Annotated in this window: 20 protein-coding genes; 11 read left to right on the top strand and 9 right to left on the bottom strand. The window is 56.2% G+C overall.

Annotated features, from left to right (window positions below; translation table 11 throughout):
* Positions 1-4: 4 nt before the first annotated feature.
* From KP705_RS10020 to KP705_RS10010, 3 genes are all read right to left on the bottom strand, one after another.
* The gene (locus KP705_RS10020; RefSeq protein WP_215764399.1) at positions 5-1,777 is read right to left on the bottom strand and encodes a tetratricopeptide repeat protein; all 1,773 of its coding nucleotides are present in this window, start codon (positions 1,775-1,777) and stop codon (positions 5-7) included.
* A gap of 63 nt (positions 1,778-1,840) precedes the next feature.
* Positions 1,841-3,298, bottom strand: coding sequence for an HlyD family type I secretion periplasmic adaptor subunit (locus KP705_RS10015; RefSeq protein ID WP_152659218.1), 1,458 nt, complete (start codon positions 3,296-3,298; stop codon positions 1,841-1,843).
* 3 nt (positions 3,299-3,301) lie between these two features.
* Complete coding sequence (locus KP705_RS10010; RefSeq protein WP_374195562.1) at positions 3,302-5,524, bottom strand: peptidase domain-containing ABC transporter; 2,223 nt, start codon at positions 5,522-5,524, stop codon at positions 3,302-3,304.
* A 345-nt stretch (positions 5,525-5,869) separates the two neighbouring features.
* On the opposite strand from KP705_RS10010, the gene KP705_RS10005 reads away from it, so the two are divergent.
* On the top strand, positions 5,870-7,324 hold the full coding sequence (locus KP705_RS10005) for a YdiU family protein (protein ID WP_215764398.1): 1,455 nt from the start codon (positions 5,870-5,872) through the stop codon (positions 7,322-7,324).
* Between the two features lie 6 nt (positions 7,325-7,330).
* Here KP705_RS10005 and KP705_RS10000 read toward each other — a convergent pair whose 3' ends face one another.
* Positions 7,331-7,534, bottom strand: a complete 204-nt coding sequence (locus KP705_RS10000; protein WP_046900711.1) for a hypothetical protein — start codon at positions 7,532-7,534, stop codon at positions 7,331-7,333.
* A gap of 126 nt (positions 7,535-7,660) precedes the next feature.
* Here KP705_RS10000 and KP705_RS09995 point away from each other — a divergent pair, with 126 nt between their 5' ends.
* From KP705_RS09995 to mdoH, 7 genes are all read left to right on the top strand, one after another.
* The gene (locus KP705_RS09995; protein WP_080951465.1) at positions 7,661-9,013 is read left to right on the top strand and encodes an adenosylmethionine--8-amino-7-oxononanoate transaminase; all 1,353 of its coding nucleotides are present in this window, start codon (positions 7,661-7,663) and stop codon (positions 9,011-9,013) included.
* Positions 9,010-10,191, top strand: coding sequence for an 8-amino-7-oxononanoate synthase (locus KP705_RS09990; RefSeq protein WP_215764397.1), 1,182 nt, complete (start codon positions 9,010-9,012; stop codon positions 10,189-10,191). Before KP705_RS09995 ends, KP705_RS09990 begins: the two co-directional genes overlap by 4 nt.
* Entirely contained in the window at positions 10,188-10,814 is a 627-nt protein-coding gene (locus tag KP705_RS09985; protein ID WP_215764396.1) for a biotin synthase, read from the top strand. Before KP705_RS09990 ends, KP705_RS09985 begins: the two co-directional genes overlap by 4 nt.
* Positions 10,807-11,577, top strand: coding sequence for a methyltransferase domain-containing protein (locus tag KP705_RS09980; protein ID WP_215764395.1), 771 nt, complete (start codon positions 10,807-10,809; stop codon positions 11,575-11,577). The genes KP705_RS09985 and KP705_RS09980 overlap by 8 nt, the downstream gene beginning before the upstream one ends.
* Complete coding sequence (gene bioD / locus KP705_RS09975) at positions 11,574-12,224, top strand: dethiobiotin synthase (RefSeq protein WP_215764394.1); 651 nt, start codon at positions 11,574-11,576, stop codon at positions 12,222-12,224. The genes KP705_RS09980 and bioD overlap by 4 nt, the downstream gene beginning before the upstream one ends.
* A 168-nt stretch (positions 12,225-12,392) precedes the next feature.
* Complete coding sequence (locus KP705_RS09970; protein WP_046900706.1) at positions 12,393-13,940, top strand: glucan biosynthesis protein; 1,548 nt, start codon at positions 12,393-12,395, stop codon at positions 13,938-13,940.
* Positions 13,916-16,090, top strand: a complete 2,175-nt coding sequence (gene mdoH / locus KP705_RS09965) for a glucans biosynthesis glucosyltransferase MdoH (RefSeq protein ID WP_215764393.1) — start codon at positions 13,916-13,918, stop codon at positions 16,088-16,090. Before KP705_RS09970 ends, mdoH begins: the two co-directional genes overlap by 25 nt.
* Before the next feature lie 36 nt (positions 16,091-16,126).
* Here the strand turns inward: mdoH and KP705_RS09960 are convergent, their stop codons facing one another.
* Complete coding sequence (locus tag KP705_RS09960) at positions 16,127-16,549, bottom strand: helix-turn-helix domain-containing protein (RefSeq protein ID WP_064274647.1); 423 nt, start codon at positions 16,547-16,549, stop codon at positions 16,127-16,129.
* Positions 16,550-16,654: 105 nt separating this feature from the next.
* Between KP705_RS09960 and KP705_RS09955 the strand changes: the two genes are divergently transcribed.
* Complete coding sequence (locus KP705_RS09955) at positions 16,655-17,419, top strand: SDR family oxidoreductase (protein ID WP_215764392.1); 765 nt, start codon at positions 16,655-16,657, stop codon at positions 17,417-17,419.
* A 74-nt stretch (positions 17,420-17,493) separates the two neighbouring features.
* Here KP705_RS09955 and KP705_RS09950 read toward each other — a convergent pair whose 3' ends face one another.
* Entirely contained in the window at positions 17,494-17,976 is a 483-nt protein-coding gene (locus tag KP705_RS09950) for a hypothetical protein (RefSeq protein WP_046900702.1), read from the bottom strand.
* Positions 17,977-18,220: 244 nt separating this feature from the next.
* Between KP705_RS09950 and KP705_RS09945 the strand changes: the two genes are divergently transcribed.
* Positions 18,221-20,320, top strand: a complete 2,100-nt coding sequence (locus tag KP705_RS09945; protein WP_235271762.1) for a S9 family peptidase — start codon at positions 18,221-18,223, stop codon at positions 20,318-20,320.
* A gap of 40 nt (positions 20,321-20,360) precedes the next feature.
* Here KP705_RS09945 and KP705_RS09940 read toward each other — a convergent pair whose 3' ends face one another.
* Entirely contained in the window at positions 20,361-21,674 is a 1,314-nt protein-coding gene (locus KP705_RS09940) for a lipopolysaccharide biosynthesis protein (protein ID WP_046900700.1), read from the bottom strand.
* 228 nt (positions 21,675-21,902) lie between these two features.
* Here KP705_RS09940 and KP705_RS09935 point away from each other — a divergent pair, with 228 nt between their 5' ends.
* Positions 21,903-23,018 carry a hypothetical protein gene (locus KP705_RS09935; RefSeq protein WP_046900699.1) on the top strand — a complete coding sequence of 372 codons (1,116 nt, stop codon included), beginning with the start codon at positions 21,903-21,905 and terminating at the stop codon, positions 23,016-23,018.
* A 43-nt stretch (positions 23,019-23,061) separates the two neighbouring features.
* Here KP705_RS09935 and KP705_RS09930 read toward each other — a convergent pair whose 3' ends face one another.
* Together KP705_RS09930 and KP705_RS09925 are read right to left on the bottom strand one after the other, a co-directional pair.
* Positions 23,062-24,249: a lipase family protein gene (locus KP705_RS09930; protein WP_308267361.1), complete on the bottom strand. Its 1,188-nt coding sequence runs from the start codon at positions 24,247-24,249 to the stop codon at positions 23,062-23,064.
* A gap of 129 nt (positions 24,250-24,378) precedes the next feature.
* Positions 24,379-25,329 carry an HlyD family secretion protein gene (locus KP705_RS09925; protein WP_046900698.1) on the bottom strand — a complete coding sequence of 317 codons (951 nt, stop codon included), beginning with the start codon at positions 25,327-25,329 and terminating at the stop codon, positions 24,379-24,381.
* Between the last annotated feature and the right edge of the window lie 12 nt (positions 25,330-25,341).

Raw genomic sequence — 25,341 nt, 5'->3', positions numbered from 1 at the left:
AAAATCAATCGTCCTCGTCGGCGCGGGCATCATCGAGATTAATAAGTTCGGCTTCAGCGTCCTGAATGCCTTGAGCCTTGGCGCGTTCCAGCCAGCTCCGTCCCTCAACGAGGTCCGTCACACCCGCAATGCCACGCACCAGATATCGGCCCAACATCAGCTGCGCCAGGCCATTTCCCCGCTGGGCCGCCTTTCGAAACCATTTCTGTGCGTCTGATCGGTTCTCTTCAACGTCATGACCCCCGCCATACATTGCAGCCAATGAGAACATTGCGTCTGTATTTCCGCTGTCTGCTGCTGCCTGGTAAAGGCTCAGAGCCCGTGCATGGTCACGCCGACCATTGATCTGCCCCGTTACCAGAAGCTGCGCAACGGCGACCTGAGCTTCAGCCATACCCGCATCGGCGGCTTTTTCCATCCAATGCATTGCCTGTGTCGGGTCAGGCTGAACTCCGCGCCCTTCCAACAACATTCGTCCGTACCAGAACTGCGCATTTACAACGCCATCTGTGGCTTTCTGCATCCAGCGGGCTGCTTCCGCTGCATCCTTCGTGCTGCCGACCCCTTCCGCAAAGCATACGCCCAGATTAAACGCACCAACCAGGTCACCCTTTTCAGCGGCGCGCTCGAAACGTTCCTTGAGGGCCTGCTTCTGATCATCTGTCGCAGACGCGCCCGTCAAAATCAGATTGCCAAAATCAGCATCGGCATGGTGGTCTCCGGATTCTGAGGCCACACGAAACCAGTGCGTCGCTACATCCGGATCTCGGTGGACGCCATTCCCAGTCAGGTAAAGCAACCCAAGGGCGCGGGCTGCCCCACCATGTTTCTGCTCTGCAGCCAACCGGTACCAGCTCGCCGCCTCCATAAGATTGGGTGGCAGTTCTCCGCCCTTAGCATAAAGGTCCCCCAAGAGCGCAGCAGACTCTGCATCTCCGTTCAGGGCAGCACGGCGCAACCAGGTTTCAGCACGCCCATAGTGCTGCTCAACACCAACGCCTTCCAGCAAAAACAGGCCGTAACGTGCCTGTGCGCCGACGATATTGCGCTCAGCAGCCTGACGGTAGTAGCGGGCTGCAGCGCCCATATCCTGTGGAACACCTGCACCGGCTTCACTCATGCGACCAAGAATGTCGAATGCAGTGCCTAAGCCGCCCTTGGTTGCCTCTTTCAAATGGGATGCAGCAATCTTCCGGGCATCCTCCGTCTCTGCTGAATGTAAAATAGCCAGTGCCAGCCCCAGATGGCCCTGAGAGCACCCGGCTGCAGCAGACTGTTCGTACAAAGCACGAGCCCGAGGAAGATCTCGTAGGTCTTCCGGACCATTTGTAAGAATATAGCCCAGCAAAGCTTGAGCATCGGCCGAACCCGCATCTGCGGCGACCTGCGCCCAGTGACGGCCCTGATGAAAATCAGGATGCCTTTCTCCAGAGACGGGGCGGGCAGAAAGATCCAGCCCTGCCGTTTGTGCCCGGATTTCGAAGCCTTCAGGAAGACCAACGGTATAAAGCGTGGCCAGCACAAAAGTCGCTTCGACATGACCGGCTTCCGCAGCGCCCAGAATCCAGCGAGCACCTTCTTCCAGGCTGGGGGGAACACCAGCTCCGTCCAGATAGGCCCGCCCGACGCGAAAGGACGCCTCCATGTCGCCTTGAGCCGCCATACGGCTCAACAGAGCGAAACCACGAACGGTTTCCCCCGTCTCCATCAAATGGATCGCCTGTTCCAGCTTTCCTTTGGAAGAGAGGAGAGACGTAATGCGGCGCTTGAATGTCATGTTGCTCAACTCGGGTACGGCAAAAATGTAAAACGCCCGGACGGGCCGGGCGTTTTCTCAGCCTTATGGCTCTCTCATACCCTCTGTCAGGGTCGGGGTTAGACGACTGAAGAGGTATTGGAGAATGGTCCGTTTTCCAACGTCAATATCAGCTGTCGTCGGAACACCAGGTGCCGGATGGAAGAAATCTGGCTGCCCGTGGAGCGTGTAACGATCAATCCGGAGACGGACCCGGTAATAGACGTCATCACTGGCGCCACCGGAAACCGCACTGGCATCACCTCCCGCTCCAGCGCTGGACTTATCGAAGGAGTCTGCGCTGATCACCCGCACAGTTGCCTCAGCTCCGCCGTATTGGGTGAAAGGAAATGCAGCAAACTTTACGAGAGCATGATCACCGATTTTGATGAAGGCCGCGTCAGAGGCGCGAACCACTGATTCCATCTCAACGCCATACCCCGTGGGGACAAGCGTCATGAACTGACCAGCCGACTGAAGGACAGAGCCAATGGATGCCTTCGCAATCGTAAGGACAACGCCATCTTCCGGTGCCTTCAGCAGAATCAGGTCCTGCCGCAGACGGGCTTTCTCGTAGGAGCTGTTGTATTCATCAAGATGATGCTGGGTCTCGGTCAAGGTCGTGTAGACCTGCGCCTTCCAGTTCTCGATGTAGCTGTCGCGTTCCGCTCGCATGGCCGCGAGCTTGTTTTCGGCAGAATTGGCATTCTGCTGGGCAGAAATTTCGGCCCGCTCCGCTTCCATCATGTCGTTCTGCGCGGCAAGGGTGGAGAGACGTGACCCAACTTGGTCCGCCTGCTCATGCTGGCGCATCTTCAGAACTTCATCGGCCACACGCATCTTGCTGGCATACATGGCCGCATTGGCACGATATCCCTGCATATCACTTTGCAGGCCGGCAATCTGCTGATCGTAATTCTGGATATGAGCACGATACTCATTACGGCGCCGCAAGAAAGCCGCGCCCTGTCGAACGGATGCAGGATTTGACGTATCAACATGGTAATCCTGATCGTCAGCTTCCGCTTTCAGACGATCCAGTTCAGCCTGATACGAATCTCGCTGATCGGCCATGTTGGTCATGTCAGCTTTCGTGATGGTTGGATCCAGATGTGCGAGCACCTGCCCTTTCTTCACAAAATCGCCGACCTGAACATCAATCGAATGAACAATGGACGTTTCCAACGGCTGAACAACAATGGTCGGCTGGGTAGAAACCAGACGCCCCGTAGTACTGACAATTCGATTAAGCGGAAACAAAGCCATTCCTGCCAGACACGCGAGGAACAGGCCTCCAATCAGCCAGATTGTATAACGAGCAGATGCCGTGGCGGGCAGATTGACCAGCCCACCCGTCGGAGAATGAAACTCCAGTAGGGCTATAGGCATGCCCTGTGGAGCGAACGGATCTGTTGCCGTCCGCGGCACGTGGCTGGTGAAGTTTTCACTACCATTCTCTTCAGGAGACTGGTCATTGTTCGTGATCATGTCGGAGGAGCTCATGTCTTATTCTCCTTCGGCCAGTTGGTCTGCATCATCGGGAGACGCCGAACCATTCATATGACGGTTCTGCTGCATCCAGAGTGTGCGATAGATTTCACAACGTTCCAGAAGAACATGATGCGGTGCGATATCCATGAGCTTGCCTCTGTCCATCACAGCGATCTGATGACAGTTCACAAGGGAAGAAAGGCGATGGGAAACGATCACCATCGTGCGCCCCTTGCCAATCCGCTGAAGATTGGCATTTACCAATGCTTCGGATTCTGGATCGAGCGCTGAAGTCGCTTCATCCAGAATCATCAGTTTCGGATCACAAATAACAGCACGGGCAATTGCCAGTCTCTGTCGCTGACCACCAGAGATATTGGTGGAGCCTTCTTCAATCCAGGTATCATACCCGGCCGGCATTCTTTCGATAAATTCCTCAGCTCCCGCGAGACGAGCAGCACGCACGACATCATCGATCGTCAGGCCAGGGCGACCTGCCGTGATGTTATCACGCACTGTTCCACGGAACAGGAAGTTATCCTGCAGAACCACACCGAAAGAACGGCGCAGATGGGTCAGATTGATTTCACGCAGGTCCACACCGTCCAGACGCAGATACCCGGTATAATTGCGGCTGACACCCTGCAAGAGCCGGGTAACAGTCGATTTACCCGAACCTGAACGTCCCACCAGCCCCAGCATGGTGCCGGCAGGAACTTCGAACGCCACATTATCCAAAGCCTTCGTAGTCGACCCCGGATAGGAAAAGTTGACGTCCATGAAGGACAGGGCCCCTTTGATCCGGGGGCGCATTCCTGTTGTCAGTGCCTTCGTTTCAGTCGGCTGGTTCAGAACCGCACCGGCTTCATGCAAAGAAACCGTCACTTCGTTGATGGCCTCCATCAACTTTGCCAACCCCACCAGAGGTGACGCGACACGTCCACCCAACATCATGAAGCCTGCGAGAGCACCGGCCTGCATGTTGCTTGCATTGGTTAATACAAGATACGCACCAACAAGGATCACACCACGGTTGATGAACGCATCAAACGGCATGACAAGCGTCTGCGGCCAGTTGGACATACGTCCCGCTGCCAGCTTCCAGCGAACCACATCAGCGGTTTTCTGATCCCACTCTTCGCGGCGGGTCGATTCCAGCGCAAGGGTCTTGACGGTTCGGATACCGGCGACCGTCTCATAGAGGGTCGATCCACGATTCATTTCAGCGCGGATCTGCCGCCCCATAACGCGCGTCACAGCGGGGAGGAAAAGAACCACGATCAGGCCGATACAACCTGCAGAGGCGAGGGTCAGCCACGCAAGTGTCGAACTCAGCAGGAACAGAACCGGAAGAATCACAACCAGGGTAAAGAGGTCCAACATTGTGGACATCAACTGGCCGGTGAGAAAGTCACGGACTTTGAAGACCGCAACAAAGCGCCCCAGAATTTCACCGGTCTGCTCGCGTTCATAGAATTCCAGCGGCAGGGCAAGCAGACGATTGAAAGCGTGCAGCGAAATTCTTGCATCCAGCCGGGACGAAAGGACGAGAGACAGTTCCCGCCGAGCGTACGTTAAAAGAATTTCGTAGAACGTCAGAATCAACACGAAGGACGACAACGAGACCAGCGTCGCCATGGAATGATAATTTACGACGCGATCCAGCACCTGCATAACGATCAGAGCCGGGAAGATCTGAAGAATACTCAGGATCATGGATGCGAAAGCAATGTCCCGAAGGATCTTCTTCTCTCGCATTGCCATCTTGGCAAACCAAAGCAGATCAAACCGGGCATCCGCCTCGGATTCATCGCGACGACGCTTTACAAGAAGCACATCGCCTGTCCAGACCTGCGACAGACGAAGTTCATCTACCGGGATCGGCGTATCGCCGTCCCCTCCCATCGGATCACGGAGCCAGACAACGCCCTTTTCAGGGTTTGTCGCCACCATGAGGCCGGCCGAGCCGTCCTTGAACATCAGAACAACAGGAGGAGAATTCTGGAGGCGCAAAAGATAGCGCCACTTCAGACGCATCCCCTTGGCGACAGCACCCTGTTCGTTCAGCCAGCGCGCAAGGGATGCGGGAGACGGCGTGTTCTCCCCAGGCTCCGCAGCAAAATCTCGGATATCGAGTTCAAGCCCATGAAACCGGGCTGCAGCCAAAGCGGCATATAGTCGGATGACTGCCGGGCTTACGTCCCTTCCGGGGCCAGACACGCGCTGGGTTTGATCCACGAAACGTCCTCTATGCTGTGGTCCCGCACAGGCGGCATCAAAGGCAGAAATGCCCGTTCATATTTCATGAATAGAGAATACTATCTTTTCCGTCACCTCCCCCTATCTTCCCGAATGGAAAAATCTTTACAAAATACAGTCACGCTCGGGCCGAATCTGCTTGGTTGTATATTAAAGATAAAGCCAACAACTGTTGGCTGAACTGTTGTGACCACACATGTCTGCATCCGGATGTCCTCATTTTCCGAAAAATGAGTGACCGGAAAATTTCTTGATTTCTTTTCTTTCGCCATCGGGAAACCTATCTCTCGAAGCTCTGTCACACGGGCACACTAAGGATGTTGCATGCAGATCTCACGGCACTATGCCTCCCTGCCCGAGCGCTTTTCGAGCGCATTGGCTCCCCGCCCGTTTCTCAATCCGCAACTGGTTGCCCTTAACGAACCGCTCGCCACACTTCTCGGGCTCGATTGTCATTGGCTTCACCAGAAAGAGGGTCTTGCTTTCCTGAGTCAGGGTCAGCGCCCTGACGGAGCGTCACCAGTCGCTATGGCCTATGCCGGGCATCAATTCGGGCATTTTGTTCCTTCGCTCGGGGACGGCCGCGCAATGCTGGTCGGAGAACTGACGGACAGACAGGGCAAAGTGTGGGATCTGCACCTGAAGGGATCAGGCCCTACGCCATTCTCTCGTCGGGGAGACGGTCATGCGGCTCTAGGGCCTGTGTTACGGGAGTACCTGGTCAGCGAGGCTATGGCTGCACTCGGCATTCCCACAACACGCGCGCTTGCAGCCCTCACGACAGGTGAGAACGTCGTTCGAGAGACGCTTATGCCGGGGGGCGTAATTGCACGGGTCGCCTCTACCCACGTCAGGGTCGGGACATTCCAGTTCTTCGCTGCACGCCAGGATCGGGAGGGCCTGACGCTCCTCGTGGATCATGTCATCGAACGACTCTACCCTGAGCTAGCAGACAGCCCAAACCGGGCCTTGGCGCTTTTAAATGCCGTCGTTGACCGCCAAGCTCGGCTGATTGCCCAATGGATGCTGGTCGGATTTATTCATGGCGTCATGAACACCGACAACATGTCCATTGCCGGAGAAACGATCGACTTTGGCCCCTGCGCTTTCCTTGATAGCTACGACCCCGGAAAAGTCTTCAGCTTCATTGATCAGAATGGCCGGTATGCCTACGGGCAACAGCCGGATATGGCGCTCTGGAATTTGGGACGTCTGGCGGAAGCACTTTTGCCATGCATTAATGCCGATACTGATCACGCAGTCAGCCTTGCGACAGACACGCTGAGCCGTTTCGATAGCATTTTCGGGGAGGCTTATCTTTCCGGATGGCGTCGAAAGCTCGGCCTGTTCTCGGAAGGTCGGACGGATACGACCCTTATTTCTCGTCTGTTAACCATAATGCATCGTGACGAGGCGGACTTTACGCTCACGTTCCGACATCTGAATACCGTGGCCCGCACAGATGACGCCACAGGTTTTCTGGCTCAGTTCAAAGACAGGGAAGCTGCCACTTCGTGGCTACAAAGCTGGAAAGAAAGACTGGATACGGAAGATCAAACGGCTGACGTGCGTTTTGCGCTCATGCAGACGAGCAATCCTCGCATTATTCCCCGTAATCACCGGATTGAAGCAGCCATCAAAGCTGCACTAACTGGAGATTATACCCTCTTCCACCAGCTCGCCGCGGCTCTCGCTCGCCCGTTCGAGGACGCCGATGACGGGCTCGATCTGCCACCAGCCTCGAACGAGCATGTCCGCAATACGTTCTGTGGGACCTGAAAATCTTCAGGCTGGCTGAAATGTCAGGCGACTGTTGTTGAACAGGCGTCTGACCTGACAGTACAGAGCCAGAAGATCCGGCATGCAGGTGTTATGGAGTGCACGCACACTTTCATGCGTTGCGTAGAACCGGAGAGTATCCATCCCACGATTCATGATGGCCGTGCCCAGAAACACGCCGTTCACATGAATAACCTTGGAATTCAGCATCAGTCTTGACCTCAGTTGCCCTTCCGCCCCAGGAAGAACCTATCTTTCCACGCCACTGACACCAGCCAGGGCGCTGCAATAACGGGGTTCATGCCAGATCGTTTCCCGTTAGAGCGTGACCTTTTTATGATAACCTGTGACAGCATCATGACCGGGGGGATGGACTTGCCTCCAGCCATGCGGGAAAACGCTGGCATGTCCTGCAAATCATCATCCGCTGGGGCGAACCGGTCCGCTGCCGACCTTCCCCATCTCTGGCTGCCCTACACCCAGATGCAGACGGCCCCTTTTCCTGTGGAGGCCATCCGCACGTCCGGAAGCCGGATTACGCTGTCAGACGGGCGCGAACTCGTGGATGGAGTCGCCGCCTGGTGGACCGCCTGCCATGGCTATAGCCACCCTCACATTCTGCAGGCACTGGTTCGGCAGGCCAGCGACATGCCTCATGTGATGTTCGGAGGCATGGTTCACGAACCGGCCCGGCGTCTGGCAGCACGTCTGGCTGAACTTCTGCCCGGCGACCTTGAACGCACGTTTTTTACGGATTCCGGCTCGGTGGCGATGGAAGTCGCCGTCAAGATGGCAGTTCAGTATCACATCAACCGTGGCACGCATGGCCGGACAAAGATGCTGTCTTTCCGGGGCGGCTATCACGGGGACACACTGGGCATGATGTCCATCTGCGACCCGGAAGAGGGCATGCACAGCCTTTTCGCGGGCGTTCTTCCCCGCCAGATCCTTGCGGATCTTCCAGTTGATGATGACAGCACGGCCAGACTTGAAGCCCTGATGGACGCTGAAGGGCATACAGTAGCCGCCATCGTCACGGAGCCGCTGGTTCAGGGGGCAGGCGGAATGCTGTTCCACAGCCCGGACGTTCTGCAGCGCCTTCGCAGAATTTGTGACCGATACGGCATTCTGCTCATTCTGGATGAAATTTTTACCGGTTTTGGCCGAACCGGAACGATGTTCGCCTGTGAACAGGCTGAGATCGTCCCCGATATCATCGCTCTCTCCAAGGCTCTGACCGGCGGGACGATGGCTCTGGCTGCAACCGTGGCGAGACGAGGCGTTTTCGAAGCGTTTCTCTCCACGGAAGCTGGCAAGGCTCTCATGCACGGGCCAACATTCATGGCCAACCCACTGGCCTGCGCCGTGGCAAATGCCTCCTTGGACCTGTTTGAACAGGAGCCCAGACTGGAACAGGTTGCTCGCATCTCAGCTCAACTCCAACAGGAGCTGGAACCATGCCGCGGACTTCCCGGCGTGAAAGATGTTCGCGTGCTGGGTGCAATCGGCGTGGTAGAACTGGAAAACATTGCAGACCCTGACGTCCTGCGCCGCGCGTTCGTGAACCAGGGGACATGGATCCGCCCATTCCGGAACATTGTGTATCTGACGCCAGCGTTCACGATTAGCGACGAAGATCTTTCTCTTCTGACAGCCAGCATTGTCACTGTTCTCCGGAACAACACATGAGCCTGTTTGACGCCCACTTCACATCTGCCCTCCACGACCGAGAAACTGCGGGAACACGGCGAACACTGCGTCCGGTTGCACGGGACGGACAGACCATCCTGCGAGACGGCCATCGCATGATTGATGTGTCCTCAAATGATTATCTGGGCCTTGCCGACCACCCACTGCTCAAAGAACGTGCCTCTGACTGGGCTTTGCGCTTTGGAACGGGGGCACGGGCATCCCGCCTTGTGAGTGGAACGCTGGAAATCCATCAGGCTGTCGAGCAGAAGATGGCGTGCTTCAAAGGATATGAGGCCGCGCTGCTTTTCGCATCCGGCTGGCAAGCCAATGCCTCGGTGGTCCCTGCCCTGTGCGCCCTCTCAACTGCTCGGACCGGTCATCCGATGCTGGTTTTTTCCGACCGGCTGAACCATGCCAGCCTCCATCACGGATGCGCAGCAGCGGGCGTACGACAGCATCGTTTTCGCCACAATGATCTTGCGCATCTGGAGACACTGCTCAAACGGGAAGCCGCCAAACCTGGCTTGCGGATGATCGTAACAGAGAGCGTGTTTTCCATGGATGGGGACCGCGCAGACATTCCTGCCCTGCGTGCTCTGGCCAATCGCTACGATGCGTTCCTGTATGTCGATGAGGCACATGCCACGGGCGTTCTTGGGGCCCATGGGCATGGGCTTTCCGGCGGTTTGGCTGATCTGACAATGGGCACATGCAGCAAAGCCCTCGGGGGAATGGGAGCTTATATCGCGGGCTCCAGACCTCTCTGTGACTATCTGCTCAATCACGCTTCAGGCTTTATCTATAGTACGGCCCTTCCACCCGCTGTCCTGGGGGCCATTGATGCCGCACTAGACATTATTCCGACGATGGATCGTGAACGGCAGACACTGCTGGGTCAGGCAGCACACCTTCGAACAATTTTGAACGCGGCTGGTCTTTCGACAGCAGAGTCGTCCACGCAGATTGTGCCGGTCCTGATCGGTGAATCCCAACGAGCGCTTGATGTTGCCAAGGCATTGGAAAACGAAGGTTTTCTCACCGTAGCCATTCGCCCACCAACCGTGCCTCAGGGAACGGCACGCTTGCGTCTGGCCCTCCACGCTGGACTGACAGCCTCACAGATTACCCAATTAGGCGAAGCTGTTGTCCGGCTGGCATGTGAGTACACACCATGACCGTCTCCCTTTATCTCGTTCATGGCTGGGGATTTGACGCGTCTTTCTGGGACCCAATGCTTCAGCACCTTCCCAACCTTAAAGCGTCCGTTGTGGATAAGGGATATTTCGGATGTCCTTACGCAGCCCCCAGACCGGAGCAACCCTATCTGGCGATCGGCCATTCCGCAGGAACACTGGATCTGTTGGGACAGAATCTTCCCGGATGTCTGGGACTCATCATGTTCAATGGATTCGGACGGTTTTCTGAGAGCAACGACTTTCCGGAAGGCGTTCCCCTCCGTGTTCTGGAAAGAATGAAGCGTCAGCTGCAACGCTCCCCAAAAACGGTCCTGAACGATTTCCGCCAGAGATGCGGAACGGACAAACCCATTCCGTCAGATCCTGTGACGGCCGTTTTGGATCAGGGCCTGGAACATCTGATTCAGAACGATGAACGAAATGCAGCGACCCGCTGGGGGAACCAGCTTCACTGGATGACAGGACTGTCAGATCCGTTTCCTCCTGCTCAGGCAGGTTTCAGTGTTCCGGGTGAAAAGGTTGAAGGCGGCCATCTTCTGCCTCTCGAACAGCCTGAACTCTGTGCTGATTTTGTGCTGCGTCAGGTCAAACAGCATGGATGAGCGCAAACGCCAGATCGTCACCCGGTTTGATGAGGCGGAGAACTATGACGCTGCGGCAGATATCCAACGCCGCTGCGCCGCTTTTCTGGCCCAGCGAATTGTCGCTGACCTGACCGAGACTCAGCCTACCCGTATTCTCGAATTCGGGTGTGGCACGGGCTTCCTCACAGCGCATCTCTCCAGAGGCTTCCCCAACAGCACTATTCTCGCCACCGATCTTGCTCCGACTATGCTCGCACGCGCCAGATCGCGCTTTCACGGGCAGAAGAACATCGCCTTCAAGGTCATGGATGGAGAGCGCCCGGATGCGACGGGACCATTTGACCTGATTGCATCGAGCCTGTGCTTCCAATGGTTTGAAAACCGCAGCATGGGGCTGGAACGTCTTTGCCGCTTACTGGCGCCAGGTGGCACTCTGATGATTGCAACACTCCTTGAAGGCAGCCTGCAAGAATGGCGCTCAGCTTGCCAGCAAGCAGACACCCCTTGCGGCGTTCCATCCTATCCCGGCGCCCCTACGCTTCAGCAGGAGTGGCCCTCTGGAGGGCGCGGCCAATGGCATACGGCAAACATGCAAGACCCGGTCCCAAATGCCAGAATCTTCCTCCGCAGATTGCAGCAGATTGGCGCGTCCCTCCCTGGCAAAGGAAGCACCCCTGCGGGAGTACACGCACTCAGGCGCGCCATGTCCTGTTTTGACAGAGAGCACACCAGCGTCACCTACGCCTTGGGGATCGGAATTTTCAGGAAGGATATGCCATGAACAGCTTTCGCGGTGTGTTCGTCACCGGGACGGACACCGAAATCGGCAAGACGCTTGTCAGTGCGATCCTGACGAAAGCCTGGACTGCGACGTACTGGAAGCCGTTGCAAACCGGTCTAGCTGATGAATCAGGCGACACCTTTACTGTCAGAACTCTGGCTGCCCTTTCGCCTGATCGGATCATCCCTCCAGCATATGCTCTTCAGGCCCCTCTCGCGCCCTACGCAGCGGCAGCGTTGGAAGACGTTACAATCAATCCCGGACGCCTTGTTCTCCCCGCTGTCAAAGCACCCCTTGTCGTTGAGGGTGCGGGCGGCCTGATGGTGCCTGTCCGAAGCGACATGATGATGATTGATCTCATGCAGCGGCTGGATATTCCCGTCGTTCTGGTTGCGCGCAGCGGGCTGGGAACCATCAACCATACGCTCCTGAGTCTCGAAGCGCTTCGTCGCAGAGGCATTCCCGTTCTGGGTGTCGTCCTTAGCGGGCCCGAAAATCCAGGAAATGCACGCGACATTACTCATTTCGGGAACGTTCGGATCCTTTTCAGCGTTCCACGTCTAGAGAGCATAAATGAAACCGTCGTTTCTGAAATTTCTGGCCGTGTACCGCCGCTTTGTGTCTTGCAGCAACAGAATTCACAATGATGTGTTCTTTTTGGGGTGTGCCATGAAAAGAACACATCCGACCCTTGTGAAATGGCTGCGTAATCATAGAACGTCTCTTCGCAACGAAGTGCATCCGGCGTATCGCTTGATCAAAGACCGCCCTCTGATTTCAGAGGGAGGCATACAACTGGGACTGTTGGGAAAAGTATGAGTATCCTGCGTCGTGATTTGGTAAAGCTTGGGGCAGGCCTGTCCCTGATGGGAACGTCTGGCCGCTTCGCTTATGCCCAGTCCGCGCCGCCTGCTGCCAAGCAGGCTCCGAAGACTGTTCCGTTCGACAATGGAACTGTCCGCGCCATTGCGCAGAAACTGGCCAGATCTCCTTACGCTCCACCTCCGCAAAGTCTGCCTTCTGCCATTTCCAATCTGGATTTTGACCAGTTCCGGGGCATTACATTCAACCCGGACCGCGCCCTCTGGCATGGACAGAGCCTGGCATTTGAGGTCGAATTTTTCCCGCGTGGCTTTCTCTACAAGCCCCGGATCGCAATGAATGAAGTCATCGGTGGCCAATCGACACCGATTGCCTATGACCCTGATCTGTTCAGCTACGCCAACCCGATGCTGCGTGTCACCGATGATCTGGGATTTGCCGGCCTTCGTCTGCGCTACGCCATCAATACACCGGGTCAAATGGAAGAATGCGCCGTGTTCCTTGGCGCATCCTATTTCCGTGCAGTGGCCAAGGGGCAAAACTACGGTCTGTCCGCTCGCGGGTTCGCCAACGGCACTGGCAACACAAAAGGCGAGGAGTTCGCGTTGTTCCGCGAATTCTGGCTGGAAAAGCCGGAACCCGGCGTGCAGTCTGTTGTCATTCACGCCCTTCTGGATAGTCCATCCGTCACGGGAGCTTTCAGCTTCACGATCCGCCCCGGCGACACGACTGTTTTCGATGTGCAGTCATCGCTCTTCCCCCGGCAGGATATTACCGAATCTGGTATCGCGGCTCTCACGGGCATGTTCTATTTCGATGCCAACGAACATAATCACGTCGATGACTGGCGCCCGGCCGCCCATGACAGCGAGGCTCTTCAGGTGTGGACCGGATCTGGGCAGCAGCTCTATCGTCCACTGGTCAACCCGACGGACCTCCAGTTTTCGGCCTTCCAGGATAGCAGCCCGCACGGCTTTGGCCTGATGCAACGCAAGCGCTCTTTCCATGACTACGAAGATCTTGCCCTCAACTACGAGAAGCGCCCGTCCCTGTGGATCGAGCCCATTGGCAACTGGGGTGATGGAGCGGTTGATCTCGTCGAAATTCCGACGCCCAATGAGGTCAACGACAACATCGTGACGTTCTGGCGACCTAAAGACGCGCTTAAGGCCGGTCAGGAATACAACTTTACCTACCGGATGTACTGGGGCTGGGATACACCGTGGCCCACACCGCTGGCACGTGTTGCTGGAACCCGTATCGGTGCAGTCACTGACCACGCCGATGCACGAATGTTCGTAATCGACTTTACGGGCGCGCCGTTCCAGAACATTCCGCAGGATGCACATTTCCACCTGATTTCACAGGCCTCCCCCGGCACCATCCGGAATGTGGTTGTTGAGCCAAACCCGAACATCAAAGGATGGAGAACAACCTTTGAATTCGTTCCGGGCGATGCCAAAGCCTCTGAACTCCAGGCGCAGCTTGCAAGCGATCAGGGTCCGATCTCAGAAAAATGGATGTACCGTTGGACGCCGTAACCAATATGTCTCCGTCCGAAGCGCCGTTCCTGCCTCATGAGGCTCCGCTCAGGATGGAGCCTCAAAACCTCCATCAGCAGCCTGACCGGCATGGTCGCCCTTTCAGGGTTCTGGACACGACGCCTAAGACACTCTGGCTGCGAAGGCTCTTCGTATTTGGCTCAGCGTTCGCGCTGACCGGGTTTGGCATCTACAGGATCAATCAGGTTTTCAACTCGTTAGGCGTGTCTACGCTTGGCGTGATTGTGCTGATCCTGTTCGCCATTCTCGGTTTCTGGATCGCGCTTTCCTTCACCTCAAGTCTTGGTGGGTTCGTCTCCCTGATCACACGCGGAGGCCTTGGGCTCGGCATTCATCGGGACGGTGCTCTTCCAGTGCTGAAAGCACGGACTGCCGTGCTGATGCCGACTTATAATGAAGATCCGGAACGCGTTCTGGGCGGCCTGAAGGCCATCTATGACAGCATTCTTGCCACCGGTCAGATTGATGCGTTCGACTTCTTCATTCTGTCTGATACGACCAATCCGGACGTGTGGTTACAGGAAGAGCGTGCCTTCCTTGCCCTCCGTCGGGCGACTGGGGACGATCGGCGCATTTTCTATCGCCGCCGCCATCAGAATACAGATCGCAAGGCAGGCAATCTGGGCGACTGGGTGACACGCTTTGGTGACTCGTACCAGCAGATGCTCACCCTTGATGCTGATAGCGTGATGGACGGCAGCCTGATCGTGCGTGTCGTTTCTGCCATGGAAAACCATGAGGGCGTCGGGCTGATCCAAACCCTTCCGGTTATTGTGGGCGGCCGGACATTATTTGCCCGCATGCAGCAGTTCGCCGGCCGCGTATATGGCCCACTCATTGCCCATGGCATCGCCTGGTGGCATGGCTCGGAAGGAAATTACTGGGGCCATAACGCTGTTATCCGGACACGGGCTTTCGCCGAGCAGGCGGGTCTGCCGCATCTAAAAGGCAGACCACCCTTCGGCGGCCATATCCTCAGCCATGACTTTGTCGAAGCAGCACTCATGCGACGCGGCGGCTGGGCCATTCACATGGTGCCTGGCCTGTTCGGGTCTTACGAAGAAAGCCCTCCATCCCTCACGGATGTGGCCATCCGTGACCGGCGCTGGTGTCAGGGCAATCTCCAGCACGCCAAGATCATTGGAACCAAAGGCCTCCACTGGGTCAGCCGTACACACATGCTGACGGGCATTGGTTCCTACATCATGTCTCCGCTTTGGCTGTTGTTTCTGCTGTTCGGGATCCTGATTTCCCTTCAGTCGCATTTCTATCATCCGGAATATTTCGGCACGAAGCCGACGCTTTATCCGCACTGGCCACGCGTCGATCCTGTGCAGGCAAAGTTCGTATTCATCGGCACGATGGGCATCCTTCTGGCGCCAAAGTTCCTGGCGTTCATCGCAATGATGTTTGATCGCGCTGCCTTGCGCGGTTCCGGCGGCGCTATCCGGCTTTTCCTTTCCATCATTCTGGAAACCCTGATTGGTGGCCTGATTGCGCCGATTGCCATGCTGATCCAGACGTCTGGAGTCATCTCCATTCTGCTGGGCCGGGATTCTGGCTGGAATGCCCAGAACCGTGAAGACGGGCGTGTTTCGCTCCGTGAAGTTGCACGTGGATACTGGGTTTACACAGTGTTCGGCCTTCTGCTGGCCGCAGCTGCATGGTCCGTTTCACACGCACTCTTCCTGTGGATGACACCGGTTCTACTTGGGCTCGTGCTGGCTATTCCACTCGCGGCCGTGACAGCCAGCCGCGACGTTGGACTGGGACTTCGTCGGGCTGGATTTCTGCTGATCGAGGAAGAAACGGCACCCCCGCCTATTCTTCGTCTTGCAGAAGAAAACGAACGTCTGCGCACAGAAGCCCTGCACGCGCCTCATCAGCCGCCCAGCGAGGCATTCACCCTTCTGCGGACGGATCGCACACTTCTAGCCGCCCACCTTGGCGCACTTCCGCCAACCCGCAAGGCTGGCAGTACGATTGATGCCAACCTGCTGGTTGGACTGGTCAAGCTTAAAGAGGCGCCCTCTATCAAGGCCGCCCTTTCCAAGCTAACCCGACAGGAAAAGGCCTCAGTCCTCGGGACGGCCGAAGGCATCGCACTCGTCGAGAACCTTCCAGACTAACTCTCTCTGTGGCTGGCAAAGGATGCCAGCAACAGATTATTTGCTGTCAAAAGCATTCCGGGCGGCTTCCACTTCAGACAGATTTTTCTTTGCCCAGATCCACACCCCACAAAACGCTGCGCCCAGACTTAGTCCCAGCGGTGTAAGACAATAGTCCACCCGTGGCGGAATAACCGGGTGAATCGTACGGGTCACCATTCCGTCCCGTTCCATTTGCCGGAGTGTCTGGGTCAGCATCTTCTGGCTGATACCCTCGACTTTTCGTGCCAACTGCGTGAAGCGCAATTCCTTGTGCTCTTCCAAAACCTCCAGAATGATCATCGTCCATTTGTCAGCAACGCGACCAATGAGCTCCGTCACCAATCGCTCAACGCGCGCATCACACTCCGTTGGTGGCGTTGCTTCGGCCAAACGCTTGGCACGGCGTTCAGGCGAGGCTTCGTAGGGGTTATCCGTCATAGGGGTCACTCTCTTTTCGGTGCGTATAAATCTTTGAGGTGCCTTCTTTCGAATTAACGATAGCCCGCTAGATAGAGTGTTCCAATTCTCAATGGAGCAACTCCAATGAAACCGAGCGGAAACACAATCCTGATCACTGGTGGTGGCTCAGGCATAGGCCAGGCTCTTGCACAGCGACTGCATGATGCTGGCAACACGGTTATCGTCGTCGGGCGTCGCCAGAATGCTTTGGATGAGACGATCGCCGGTCGGGCGAACATGCATGCACTGGTGCTGGATATTGAAAGCCCAGAGGGGATTGCTGATTTTACAGAACGGCTTCTAGGCGCATATCCGTCACTTAATGTTCTGATCAACAATGCCGGCATCATGCGATTTGAAGATTTGGCGCAGACGCATAATCTGGCGGACGCCGAAGCGACGATTACGACCAACCTCCTCGGGCCAATCCGCCTGATCAACAGCCTGACGGATCATCTGGTTAAACAGCCGGATGCCGTCGTGATCAATGTGACATCCGGGTTGGCATTCGTGCCGCTGACGACAACACCCACCTATAATGCCACCAAAGCCGCGATCCATTCCTACACGATTGCTCTTCGAGAGGTTCTGCAAGGGAAAGTCGAGGTTATCGAACTTGTACCCCCCGCAGTGCAGACAGGCCTCACGCCTAGTCAGGAAACGCGCCCCGGCTATCAGCCCCTGACGGACTTTACGGATGAAGTCATGGCGTTGCTAACGCAACAGCCCACGCCACCGGAAATTCTTGTCGAACGCGTGCGCTTTCTGCGCTTTGCAGAGGCCAATGGTCAGTTTGATGAAACACTGACCAAGCTCAATGCTTTTGCCGCGCAAGCCCGCAACGACTAAGAGGCCAATGCTCATAAAAAAAAGCCCCGGAGCAGTTGCTCCGGGGCTTTTCTCAGGACGAAAGCTCAGAAGAATCAGTTGCCGAGGCTCTGAGCCTTTTTGAAGAGATCGCGGCAGACCAGAACCTGCTTGTCCTTCGGGAGCGTGGAGATGTCGAACGGCGTGTTGCTGCTGGTCTGGAGCAGACCGCGGCCACCCAGTGAGTAGTACTGGTCATTCTGGACATCGGAGCGCTTGGCAAGCTTGCGGGATGCCGAGCGCGGCCCTGTACCCAACGAGAGCTTCTTGTGGATGCAATAGGATGTCAGGCCTGCCACGTTGCCAGCCTGAGCATTGTCGATGGACGGCATGCCGTTTTCGCCAAGCGTGCCAGGGGTTGATGCCGTTGCAATACCATTGATGCCACCGACAGCCTGCACATGGTTAGGCGTAATCACAGCCTGAGTTCCTGGCGGAACAATTGGCTGACCAGGCTGCGGAGCTGTCTGTGCAAAGGCAGCACCGGAAACAGCGAGGCCAAGAGCGGCAACGGCGGCAAAATACTTATTGGTATTCATGGATGGATTCTTTCCATGTTCGATATTATTACACAGCGGCTATTCAGAAATATAATCACCAGAGCAATACTCTGCTGGCTATCTCACGGCCGTTCTCTAAAAACACTTGAAAGCCAACTTGGTTTCTTTTCGAATCATCTTTCCCGATTTTATAACGCCATGAGGACCCGCATTCAGGCGGTCCATTAACGCTGGATTGAGTCCCCGGCATTTCTGCGCCAAGGTTTCGGATATGTCAGACGCGATGCAATCCCCCCCCGTTCCGCCGGCTCCAAAGCAGGAGCTCCTGTCAACAACGCAGCTTGGCCGGACCAGAACTGACTCCTACGCCTGGATGAAGGACGAGAACTGGCAACAGGTTCTGCGGGATCCATCTGTCCTTCGCCAAGACATCACCGATCACCTCAAAGCAGAAAATACTTACGCCGAAGCGGTGCTCTCTGGCATGGAGCCGCTTCGCAAAGAGCTTCTGCAGGAAATGATCGGTCGCATTCCCCCTGCCGAAGAATCCATTCCCGTACCTGATGGTCCTTGGGCCTATTACAGCCGCTTTGAAGATGGGGCTCAGCATCCTCTCCGGGCACGGCGCCCGCGCGACGGCGGAGAAGAGCAGATCCTTCTGGATGTAGACGCCCGCGCCAAACAATTTGACTATTATGCGCTTGGCGGGACGGCCCATTCCGCGGATCATCGCTACTTCGTCTATTCCGAAGACGTGCAGGGCTCTGAAGTTTATCGCATTCAGGTCAAGGACCTGGAAACCGGAGAACTCTGCGCCGAAGCGGTTGAGAGCACGACTGGAAGCTTTGCTCTTTCCCCTGACAGTGCGTGGCTGTTCTGGATCTTCCGGGACGACAACGGCCGCCCCTCGCGGATTTATCGTCGGCCTCTGACCGGCGGAACGGACGTACTCGTTTTCGATGAAACCGATGCAGGCTTTTTCCTCAGCATCGGCACCAGCGCCTCGCGCAAGTGGATCGTTATCGAACGCGGGGATCACGATACGAATGAGACGCTTCTGATTCCTGCTGCCGAGCCGACGGCAATGCCTGTTGTTGCAGCCCCTCTGGTCCGGGGAGAGCGCTATTCCTTCACGCACTGGAATGATCGTTTCATCATTCTCACCAACGCGGGCGGCGCTGTCGATTTCCAGTTCATGCAAACGCCAGATACGGCCACAGATCGTGAAAACTGGCGCCCGTTTGTCCCGTATCTGGAGGGGCACTACCTTCTGGCGGCTACGGCGTCGCGTGATTATCTGGCATGGGCGGAGCGGAAAGACGGAAACGTTTATATCCGCGTCGTAAAGGCAGGCGTAACAGGAGATGTTCGTGCGCAGGCCGCCACGATCGGAATGGACGAACCCGCATATGATCTGACCCTTCAGGGCATTCTGGAATATGACGGCTCTGTTCTGCGCTACGTCTATCAATCCCCGACAACGCCAGCGCACTGGTATGACTACAATCTGGCAACAGGCGAGCGAACCCTAAAGAAGGTTCGCGATGTCCCGTCTGGCCATGATCCAGCGCAGTATGAAACGCGGCGTCTGTTCGCGACGGCGGCGGATGGCGAACAGGTTCCCGTCACCGTTCTGATGCGGAAAGGCCAGCCGCTGGATGGCTCTGCCCCCCTTCTGCTTTATGGATATGGCTCATACGGCATTGCGATGGATGCAGGGTTCTCCACAACAGTCTTCAGTCTCGTTGACCGCGGATGGGTTTATGCCATCGCGCATATCCGTGGTGGATCCGAGAAAGGCTGGAACTGGTTCCTGCAAGGGCGCGGCAAGACCAAACCCAACACGTTCACGGACTTCATTGCCTCCGCAGAGTATCTGGCCAAAGAGGGCTATGGCTCAGCAGGGCGCATCGTGGCTCATGGGGGCTCAGCCGGGGGCCTACTGATGGGCGCTGTGGCCAACATGGCGCCGGACCTCTTTGCCGGGATCGCCGCGCAGGTGCCGTTTGTAGACATGCTCAACACCATGTCTGACGTTTCCCTGCCGCTGACCCCACCAGAATGGCCGGAATGGGGAAACCCACTCGAAGACGAAGAGGCCTACGATCTCATTGCCAGCTATTCCCCGTATGACAACATTCAGGCACGCCCCTACCCGCCCATTCTTGCCATGGGAGGCCTTTCAGATCCGCGAGTGACATATTGGGAACCTGCAAAATGGATTGCCAAGCTCCGTGAAGTGGCCTCAGGCGGCCCATTCCTGTGCCGCATCAACATGGATGCTGGCCATGGTGGATCATCCGGGCGCTTTAAGCGACTGGAAGAAGTTGCGCTGGTGCAGGCCTTCGCCATCTGGGCCATGGATCGCGCGCCTCTACGCTAAAGGGATGACAGTCTGGCCCACACCTGCAGTGGGCCAGACATCACTCAGGTTTCGGCTTCCCAATCCGTCCGCCAAACATCCAGACCCCGGCAAACCGCGACAGTAAGATAGCTGCGTTACAGGCAGCCGTCGTCAAGCAGGCACCGGCGAGACCAAAATGCATGGTCAGGACATAGAGCGCGGGAAAATAGATCGCCATGATGGCCGTGCGGCTGGTCATCAGGAACTTCACATGCCCCACGACGATTAGCAGTGGCTCCAGCGGAATAACCAGCAGGCTGAAAACGGCGGCCATCAGCATGATGGAAATGTAAAGCGATGTGTGATGCACATGAACATGCAGCATCAGACGGAAAATCTTTGAGCCAAAAAATGCAGACAACACCAGAAGCAGCAGGGACAGTGCGGTCAGCACGCCAAACATTTTCCATGTAACGCGCTTGAGGCCTTTCCAGTCCTGCTTATCACGCATCTTGACCAGTTCGGGGTACAGCACCGGCGAGATGAGCTGGGCAGGCGTAACAATCCCGTCCGCAATCTGGCGACAAACGCGGAAAACAGCAGCTTCCGCCGGGCCAAGGCCGTTACCGACCAGAAGCGTTGCAACATGCCCGGAAATGTTGCCGAGTGTCTGGTTCACGCTGGCCGCACGCGTAAACTGCCACATACCAGGGATCTGCCAGCGCCAGCTGCGATAGGCTTGGAAATAGCGGAACCGGAACTTCTTTCGCAGGATATCCATCGCGTAATAGAAGTAGAAACCGTAATCGATGATGATCGCGAGCGCCCACATTGCAAGGAAATATCCAAGCTTCAGATGCAGGGCATATCCGACCAGAACTCCCACCGTCTTTACGATCGCGGCACAGGTATCAATGATCGGGACAAGGTGAAATTTCCCTGCCATTCGCAGAATACCGTTGGCCCAGCCTGAATACATCAGTGGGCTCACGATCACGTACAGATCCGCCAGAAACCGGACATGTCTGGACCAGTGTGCCGTCACACCATAAATCTGCACAGCGACAAGCCCGAAAATAATCGACCCTGCCGCGGACATCGTATCTAGCCGGATACAGAAATGAACGACCTTCCGTAGCAGGTCAGTTTCGTTCTTGCTGAATGCGTCGCTGCCAAAGCGGATCAGCGTCTGCCAGGACTGCATCCGTGACAAAACGGATCCGGTCGAAGCCAGAGAATGGATGAGGATCAGCAATCCGAAGTCAGAGAGGCCCAAAGCGCGCACGGTGAACGCGATATAGACAAAGCTGCACAGGGCATTGACCACACGGCCAAGGGTGAGAACACTGACATTTCGGAAAATGGATCTGAAAACAGAGCGCTCGGCGGACATGCGGGCTTTCTGACCACAAAGCCCCGGGAGTGTCCATGCCGGAACATGCATCCCTGCGTTTTGCCGCGTTCTTGACAGCGAAGACCCGAAGGCTATGAACAGGGCCCTATTCCGAGCCTCCGAAGTGTTTCAGAGGCACTTCATAACCGGGATGGCGCCCTTCCAGCAGACGGCGTTCCGGACAAGAGCAGCAGGCAGTCTGCTCCGGGCAGGACGCAAAAGACGCTCATGAAAATCGCCTTCATCTACATTGCCGAGCCTTATCAGTGCTACCACACCGCTTCTGTCGCCAGTGCACTTGCGGCAATCCCCGGATGTGACGTCACGGAATACTACAGCTTTCCAGAGACCATTGATCATCTGGCCCGCATCAGACGAGCCCTGAATGTTCCGCCGCTTCCGCTGCTGCCGTTTCCCCGATCCTGGAAAGCAAACATCCTGAAACGCGCACGGCGGCTGGATCAGGAGCGGCTGGTCATTCTTCGGGAGAACGTTGAAGAGCTGAACCAGTACGATGTAGTTGTCGCAACGGAATATACGGCGGGCGTCCTGAAAGACATGGGGCTGAACGGCCCGAAACTTATACTGCTGATGCATGGAGCCGGAGACCGTTACGTTAATGACGAGCATCTTGTTCGAGAGTTTGATCTGACGCTTGTGCCCGGTCCGAAAGTCGAGACTTACTTCCGGGACAAAGGGCTTATCCAGAACGGTGCGTCACGCATCGTCGGTTATCCCAAATTCGATGTGTTCGAAGCCGTTCGCCGGGAAAATGCCGTTTCTTTCAGCAACGAACGTCCCTTCGCGCTCTATAATCCACACTATCAGCGTGTCCTGACGTCTGCACCAGCATGTATGGACACCATCATCAACGGCTTTAAGGCACAGAACGAGTACAATCTGGTCGTAGCCCCTCACATCAAGATGTTTCACAAAGGCTTCGGCATCCGGGAGCGTCTGCTCCAACGCCAGCAAAGCCCCGAGGTACTCGTAGACACTGGCTCGAACGCCATGCTGGACATGACCTACACGTCTCAGGCGGCCCTTTATATTGGGGATGTCAGCAGTCAGGTTTATGAGTTTCTAGCCATCCCGCGCCCCTGTATTTTCCTGAATCCTCACAAGCTCCCATGGCGTGACGACCCGTATTTTTTACACTGGACACTCGGAGAGGTGGTCGATGACCCCGCCGACATCATGCCTGCGGTTGCAAGGGCGGAGGAACGTCATGCGTTCTATCGGCCAGTGCAGGAAAAACTGTTCAGGGAAACGTTTGGGGAGCCCTTGCTCGGGGCATCGCAGAGAGCGGCTGACGCAATCGTCAGTTTTATGAACAACGTCTAAGTACCCTGAGGAAGACTGCTCTCCCTCAGGGTGATCTAATTGATTATTGAGGAATCGGCGTGCACTGCGGTGTGACAGGCTCACCCGCCATCACAGCTTTTGTGAAGGCTGCAGAGTCCGGCAGGGACGCATTGACTGTCTGAGAGTGGTCCAGCCCTTTATACAAATGCGCCTGAACTGTTGATCCAGCTGCACAAGCTGCCTTGACCAGGCCTTCCTGAAGCTGTGGCGGAACGTCCTGATCCGCAGTGCCCGTTCCAACAAAAAGTGGCTGGGCCAGTTTCAAGGTCGGGTACGTCATTGTTTTGAATGCGGGTGTCATGGCCTTTACAAATGTAGGCTGAAGCGCATTCGCAAGCGTCAGACCGTCTTTCTCCGCCGTGTCTGACAGGCCCGTCAGGCAAGATTCAGCCGCGGCCTTGAACGCTGGCATAGCCTTGGACGTAAAGGCGTCTTCGGGACGGAAGGCCGGATGCAGACCGGCATAGGACGAACCAATCAGCAACGTGTAAGCCACCAGAGGGCTATATCCCGAGGACTTGCCAGCTTCCTGCAACAGGCCAGACAGTATTTCCGGCGTCACGTACGGGATGCCTGTGGCCACAGTTCCGCGCACATTGATATCCGGAGCGTAAGTCGATGCAAACGCCGCAGAGGCGAAAGCAGCACCGCCGCCCTGAGACTGCCCGACGATCATCACCTTGTTCTGCAGGCCCGGTACAGACTTGAGCGCCGCCCGCACAGAATCCAACACGCTGTAAGCTTCAGCGCGTGTATTCAGATAAGGGTGCACGCCCGGTGTTCCCAGCCCCTGATAATCCGTTGCGACAATCGCAAAACCGCGCTTCATCCATTCGGACAGGTAATGAGTATTGCGCTCGCTATAGGGGTTCAGAGACGGTGCGCAGCTGTCATCATTTCCAACCGTGCCATGTGCCCAGGCAACAATCGGCCACCCGCCTGCAGCAGCTTCGCCAGCAGGAACAATGACTTCGGCAGTCACGGGGACAAGCCCCTTCCCCGTAACACCATCTGTGGAAAGATAGGTAATGCGCAGGGAACGAGCAGCATTCGGAAGGCTCAGGGTCTCTGCCAACGGAGCAGAGTTCAGCAGAGCACCCGGCTTCTGTGCGCTGTTCTGAGATGCGGCATTCGCCTGCGCTGAGATGGCAGCAATACAAACGCCACCCATAACCAGACTGATCGTCTTACGGGAAAAAGATACGCGCACAATTTTTCCTTACCTGAAATGCTCTGTGGGCCGGACGAAGTAAGGTACGGGTTCTGGCGGAAAAAGTTGTGTGAAAATCTTGTGCCAACCAAAATCGGGGCCTTTTCGCCCCGGATAGTGGAATTTCCGTTATTTGTGACCAAAGAGATGACGAACATCATCACCGAAATGCTGAAATGCATCCTGCGTTGAACGATGACGACGATTTCCCGTCTCTGAAACGACCGTCACGGTTGCGGTCATGCCGGCAGCCAATGTGAGATCGGACGGGACCTTGTCGATTTTCACGCGCACAGGAATACGCTGTGCCAGACGCACCCACGTATAAACCGGATCGACTGTTGGCAGACCCTGCTCATTCACCAGTGCATTGTTACTGGCAATACCGCGCGTAATACTCTCGATATGTCCGAAAAGCGGGTCGTGGTAGCCCATCAGATCCATGCGAACGAGATCGCCCTCGTCCAGATCATGGACCTTGGTCTCTTCGAAATAGCCGTCGATCCAGTATGAGTTGGTATCAATGACGTGCATGTTCACGACGCCAGCCGTTGCGAAGTCACCCGGTCGCATGATCAGGTTTGTGACAATACCGTCTATGGAACTGCGGACTTTTGTACGGTCCAGATTAATCTCTGCCTGACGCAGGTCTGCCTGAGCAGAGGCGTATTGCGCCGCTGCCTGCTGGGACAGTGCAACGTACTGCTTCTTTTCTTCCTGTGAGACCGCCACACCGGGAATGGCCTTACGCCACTGAGCCTGAACTTCCTTGAACTCCATGTCTGCCTTGCGTTCGGCCACCTTGGCTTTGGCCGCATCCACCGCAACCTGGAAATCGAACGGATCAATTTCGTACAGGACGTCTCCATGGTGAACAGGCTGATTATCCTGCACATTCACATGCAGGATCTGCCCTGAAACACGTGGCGCGATATTGGCGACCTGAACACGCACCTGGCCATTCCGGGTCCAGGGAGAGGCTGTGTAGTAATCCCACAGGATAACCACCACGACGGCAGCCACCACCAGGATGGAGATCGTAATGGTCAGGCGGATCAGACGATGGGCACTGGATAGCACTTGAAACGGCCT

The sequence above is a fragment of the Gluconobacter sp. P1D12_c genome (assembly GCF_018812105.1).
Taxonomy (GTDB): Bacteria; Pseudomonadota; Alphaproteobacteria; order Acetobacterales; family Acetobacteraceae; genus Gluconobacter; species Gluconobacter oxydans_A.
Note: the sequence above shows the minus strand (reverse complement) of the source record. Positions and strands in the feature narration are given on the sequence as shown.

Excerpts from the sequence above, each read along its gene's own strand:
- KP705_RS10020 (WP_215764399.1), bottom strand. The coding sequence starts at position 1,777 with ATGACATTCAAGCGCCGCATTACGTCTCTCCTCTCTTCCAAAGGAAAG.
- KP705_RS10015 (WP_152659218.1), bottom strand. The coding sequence starts at position 3,298 with ATGAGCTCCTCCGACATGATCACGAACAATGACCAGTCTCCTGAAGAG.
- KP705_RS10005 (WP_215764398.1), top strand. The coding sequence starts at position 5,870 with ATGCAGATCTCACGGCACTATGCCTCCCTGCCCGAGCGCTTTTCGAGC.
- KP705_RS10000 (WP_046900711.1), bottom strand. The coding sequence starts at position 7,534 with ATGCTGAATTCCAAGGTTATTCATGTGAACGGCGTGTTTCTGGGCACG.
- KP705_RS09995 (WP_080951465.1), top strand. The coding sequence starts at position 7,661 with ATGATAACCTGTGACAGCATCATGACCGGGGGGATGGACTTGCCTCCA.
- KP705_RS09990 (WP_215764397.1), top strand. The coding sequence starts at position 9,010 with ATGAGCCTGTTTGACGCCCACTTCACATCTGCCCTCCACGACCGAGAA.
- KP705_RS09985 (WP_215764396.1), top strand. The coding sequence starts at position 10,188 with ATGACCGTCTCCCTTTATCTCGTTCATGGCTGGGGATTTGACGCGTCT.
- KP705_RS09980 (WP_215764395.1), top strand. The coding sequence starts at position 10,807 with ATGGATGAGCGCAAACGCCAGATCGTCACCCGGTTTGATGAGGCGGAG.
- bioD (WP_215764394.1), top strand. The coding sequence starts at position 11,574 with ATGAACAGCTTTCGCGGTGTGTTCGTCACCGGGACGGACACCGAAATC.
- KP705_RS09970 (WP_046900706.1), top strand. The coding sequence starts at position 12,393 with ATGAGTATCCTGCGTCGTGATTTGGTAAAGCTTGGGGCAGGCCTGTCC.
- mdoH (WP_215764393.1), top strand. The coding sequence starts at position 13,916 with ATGGATGTACCGTTGGACGCCGTAACCAATATGTCTCCGTCCGAAGCG.
- KP705_RS09960 (WP_064274647.1), bottom strand. The coding sequence starts at position 16,549 with ATGACGGATAACCCCTACGAAGCCTCGCCTGAACGCCGTGCCAAGCGT.
- KP705_RS09955 (WP_215764392.1), top strand. The coding sequence starts at position 16,655 with ATGAAACCGAGCGGAAACACAATCCTGATCACTGGTGGTGGCTCAGGC.
- KP705_RS09950 (WP_046900702.1), bottom strand. The coding sequence starts at position 17,976 with ATGAATACCAATAAGTATTTTGCCGCCGTTGCCGCTCTTGGCCTCGCT.
- KP705_RS09945 (WP_235271762.1), top strand. The coding sequence starts at position 18,221 with ATGCAATCCCCCCCCGTTCCGCCGGCTCCAAAGCAGGAGCTCCTGTCA.
- KP705_RS09940 (WP_046900700.1), bottom strand. The coding sequence starts at position 21,674 with ATGTCCGCCGAGCGCTCTGTTTTCAGATCCATTTTCCGAAATGTCAGT.
- KP705_RS09935 (WP_046900699.1), top strand. The coding sequence starts at position 21,903 with ATGAAAATCGCCTTCATCTACATTGCCGAGCCTTATCAGTGCTACCAC.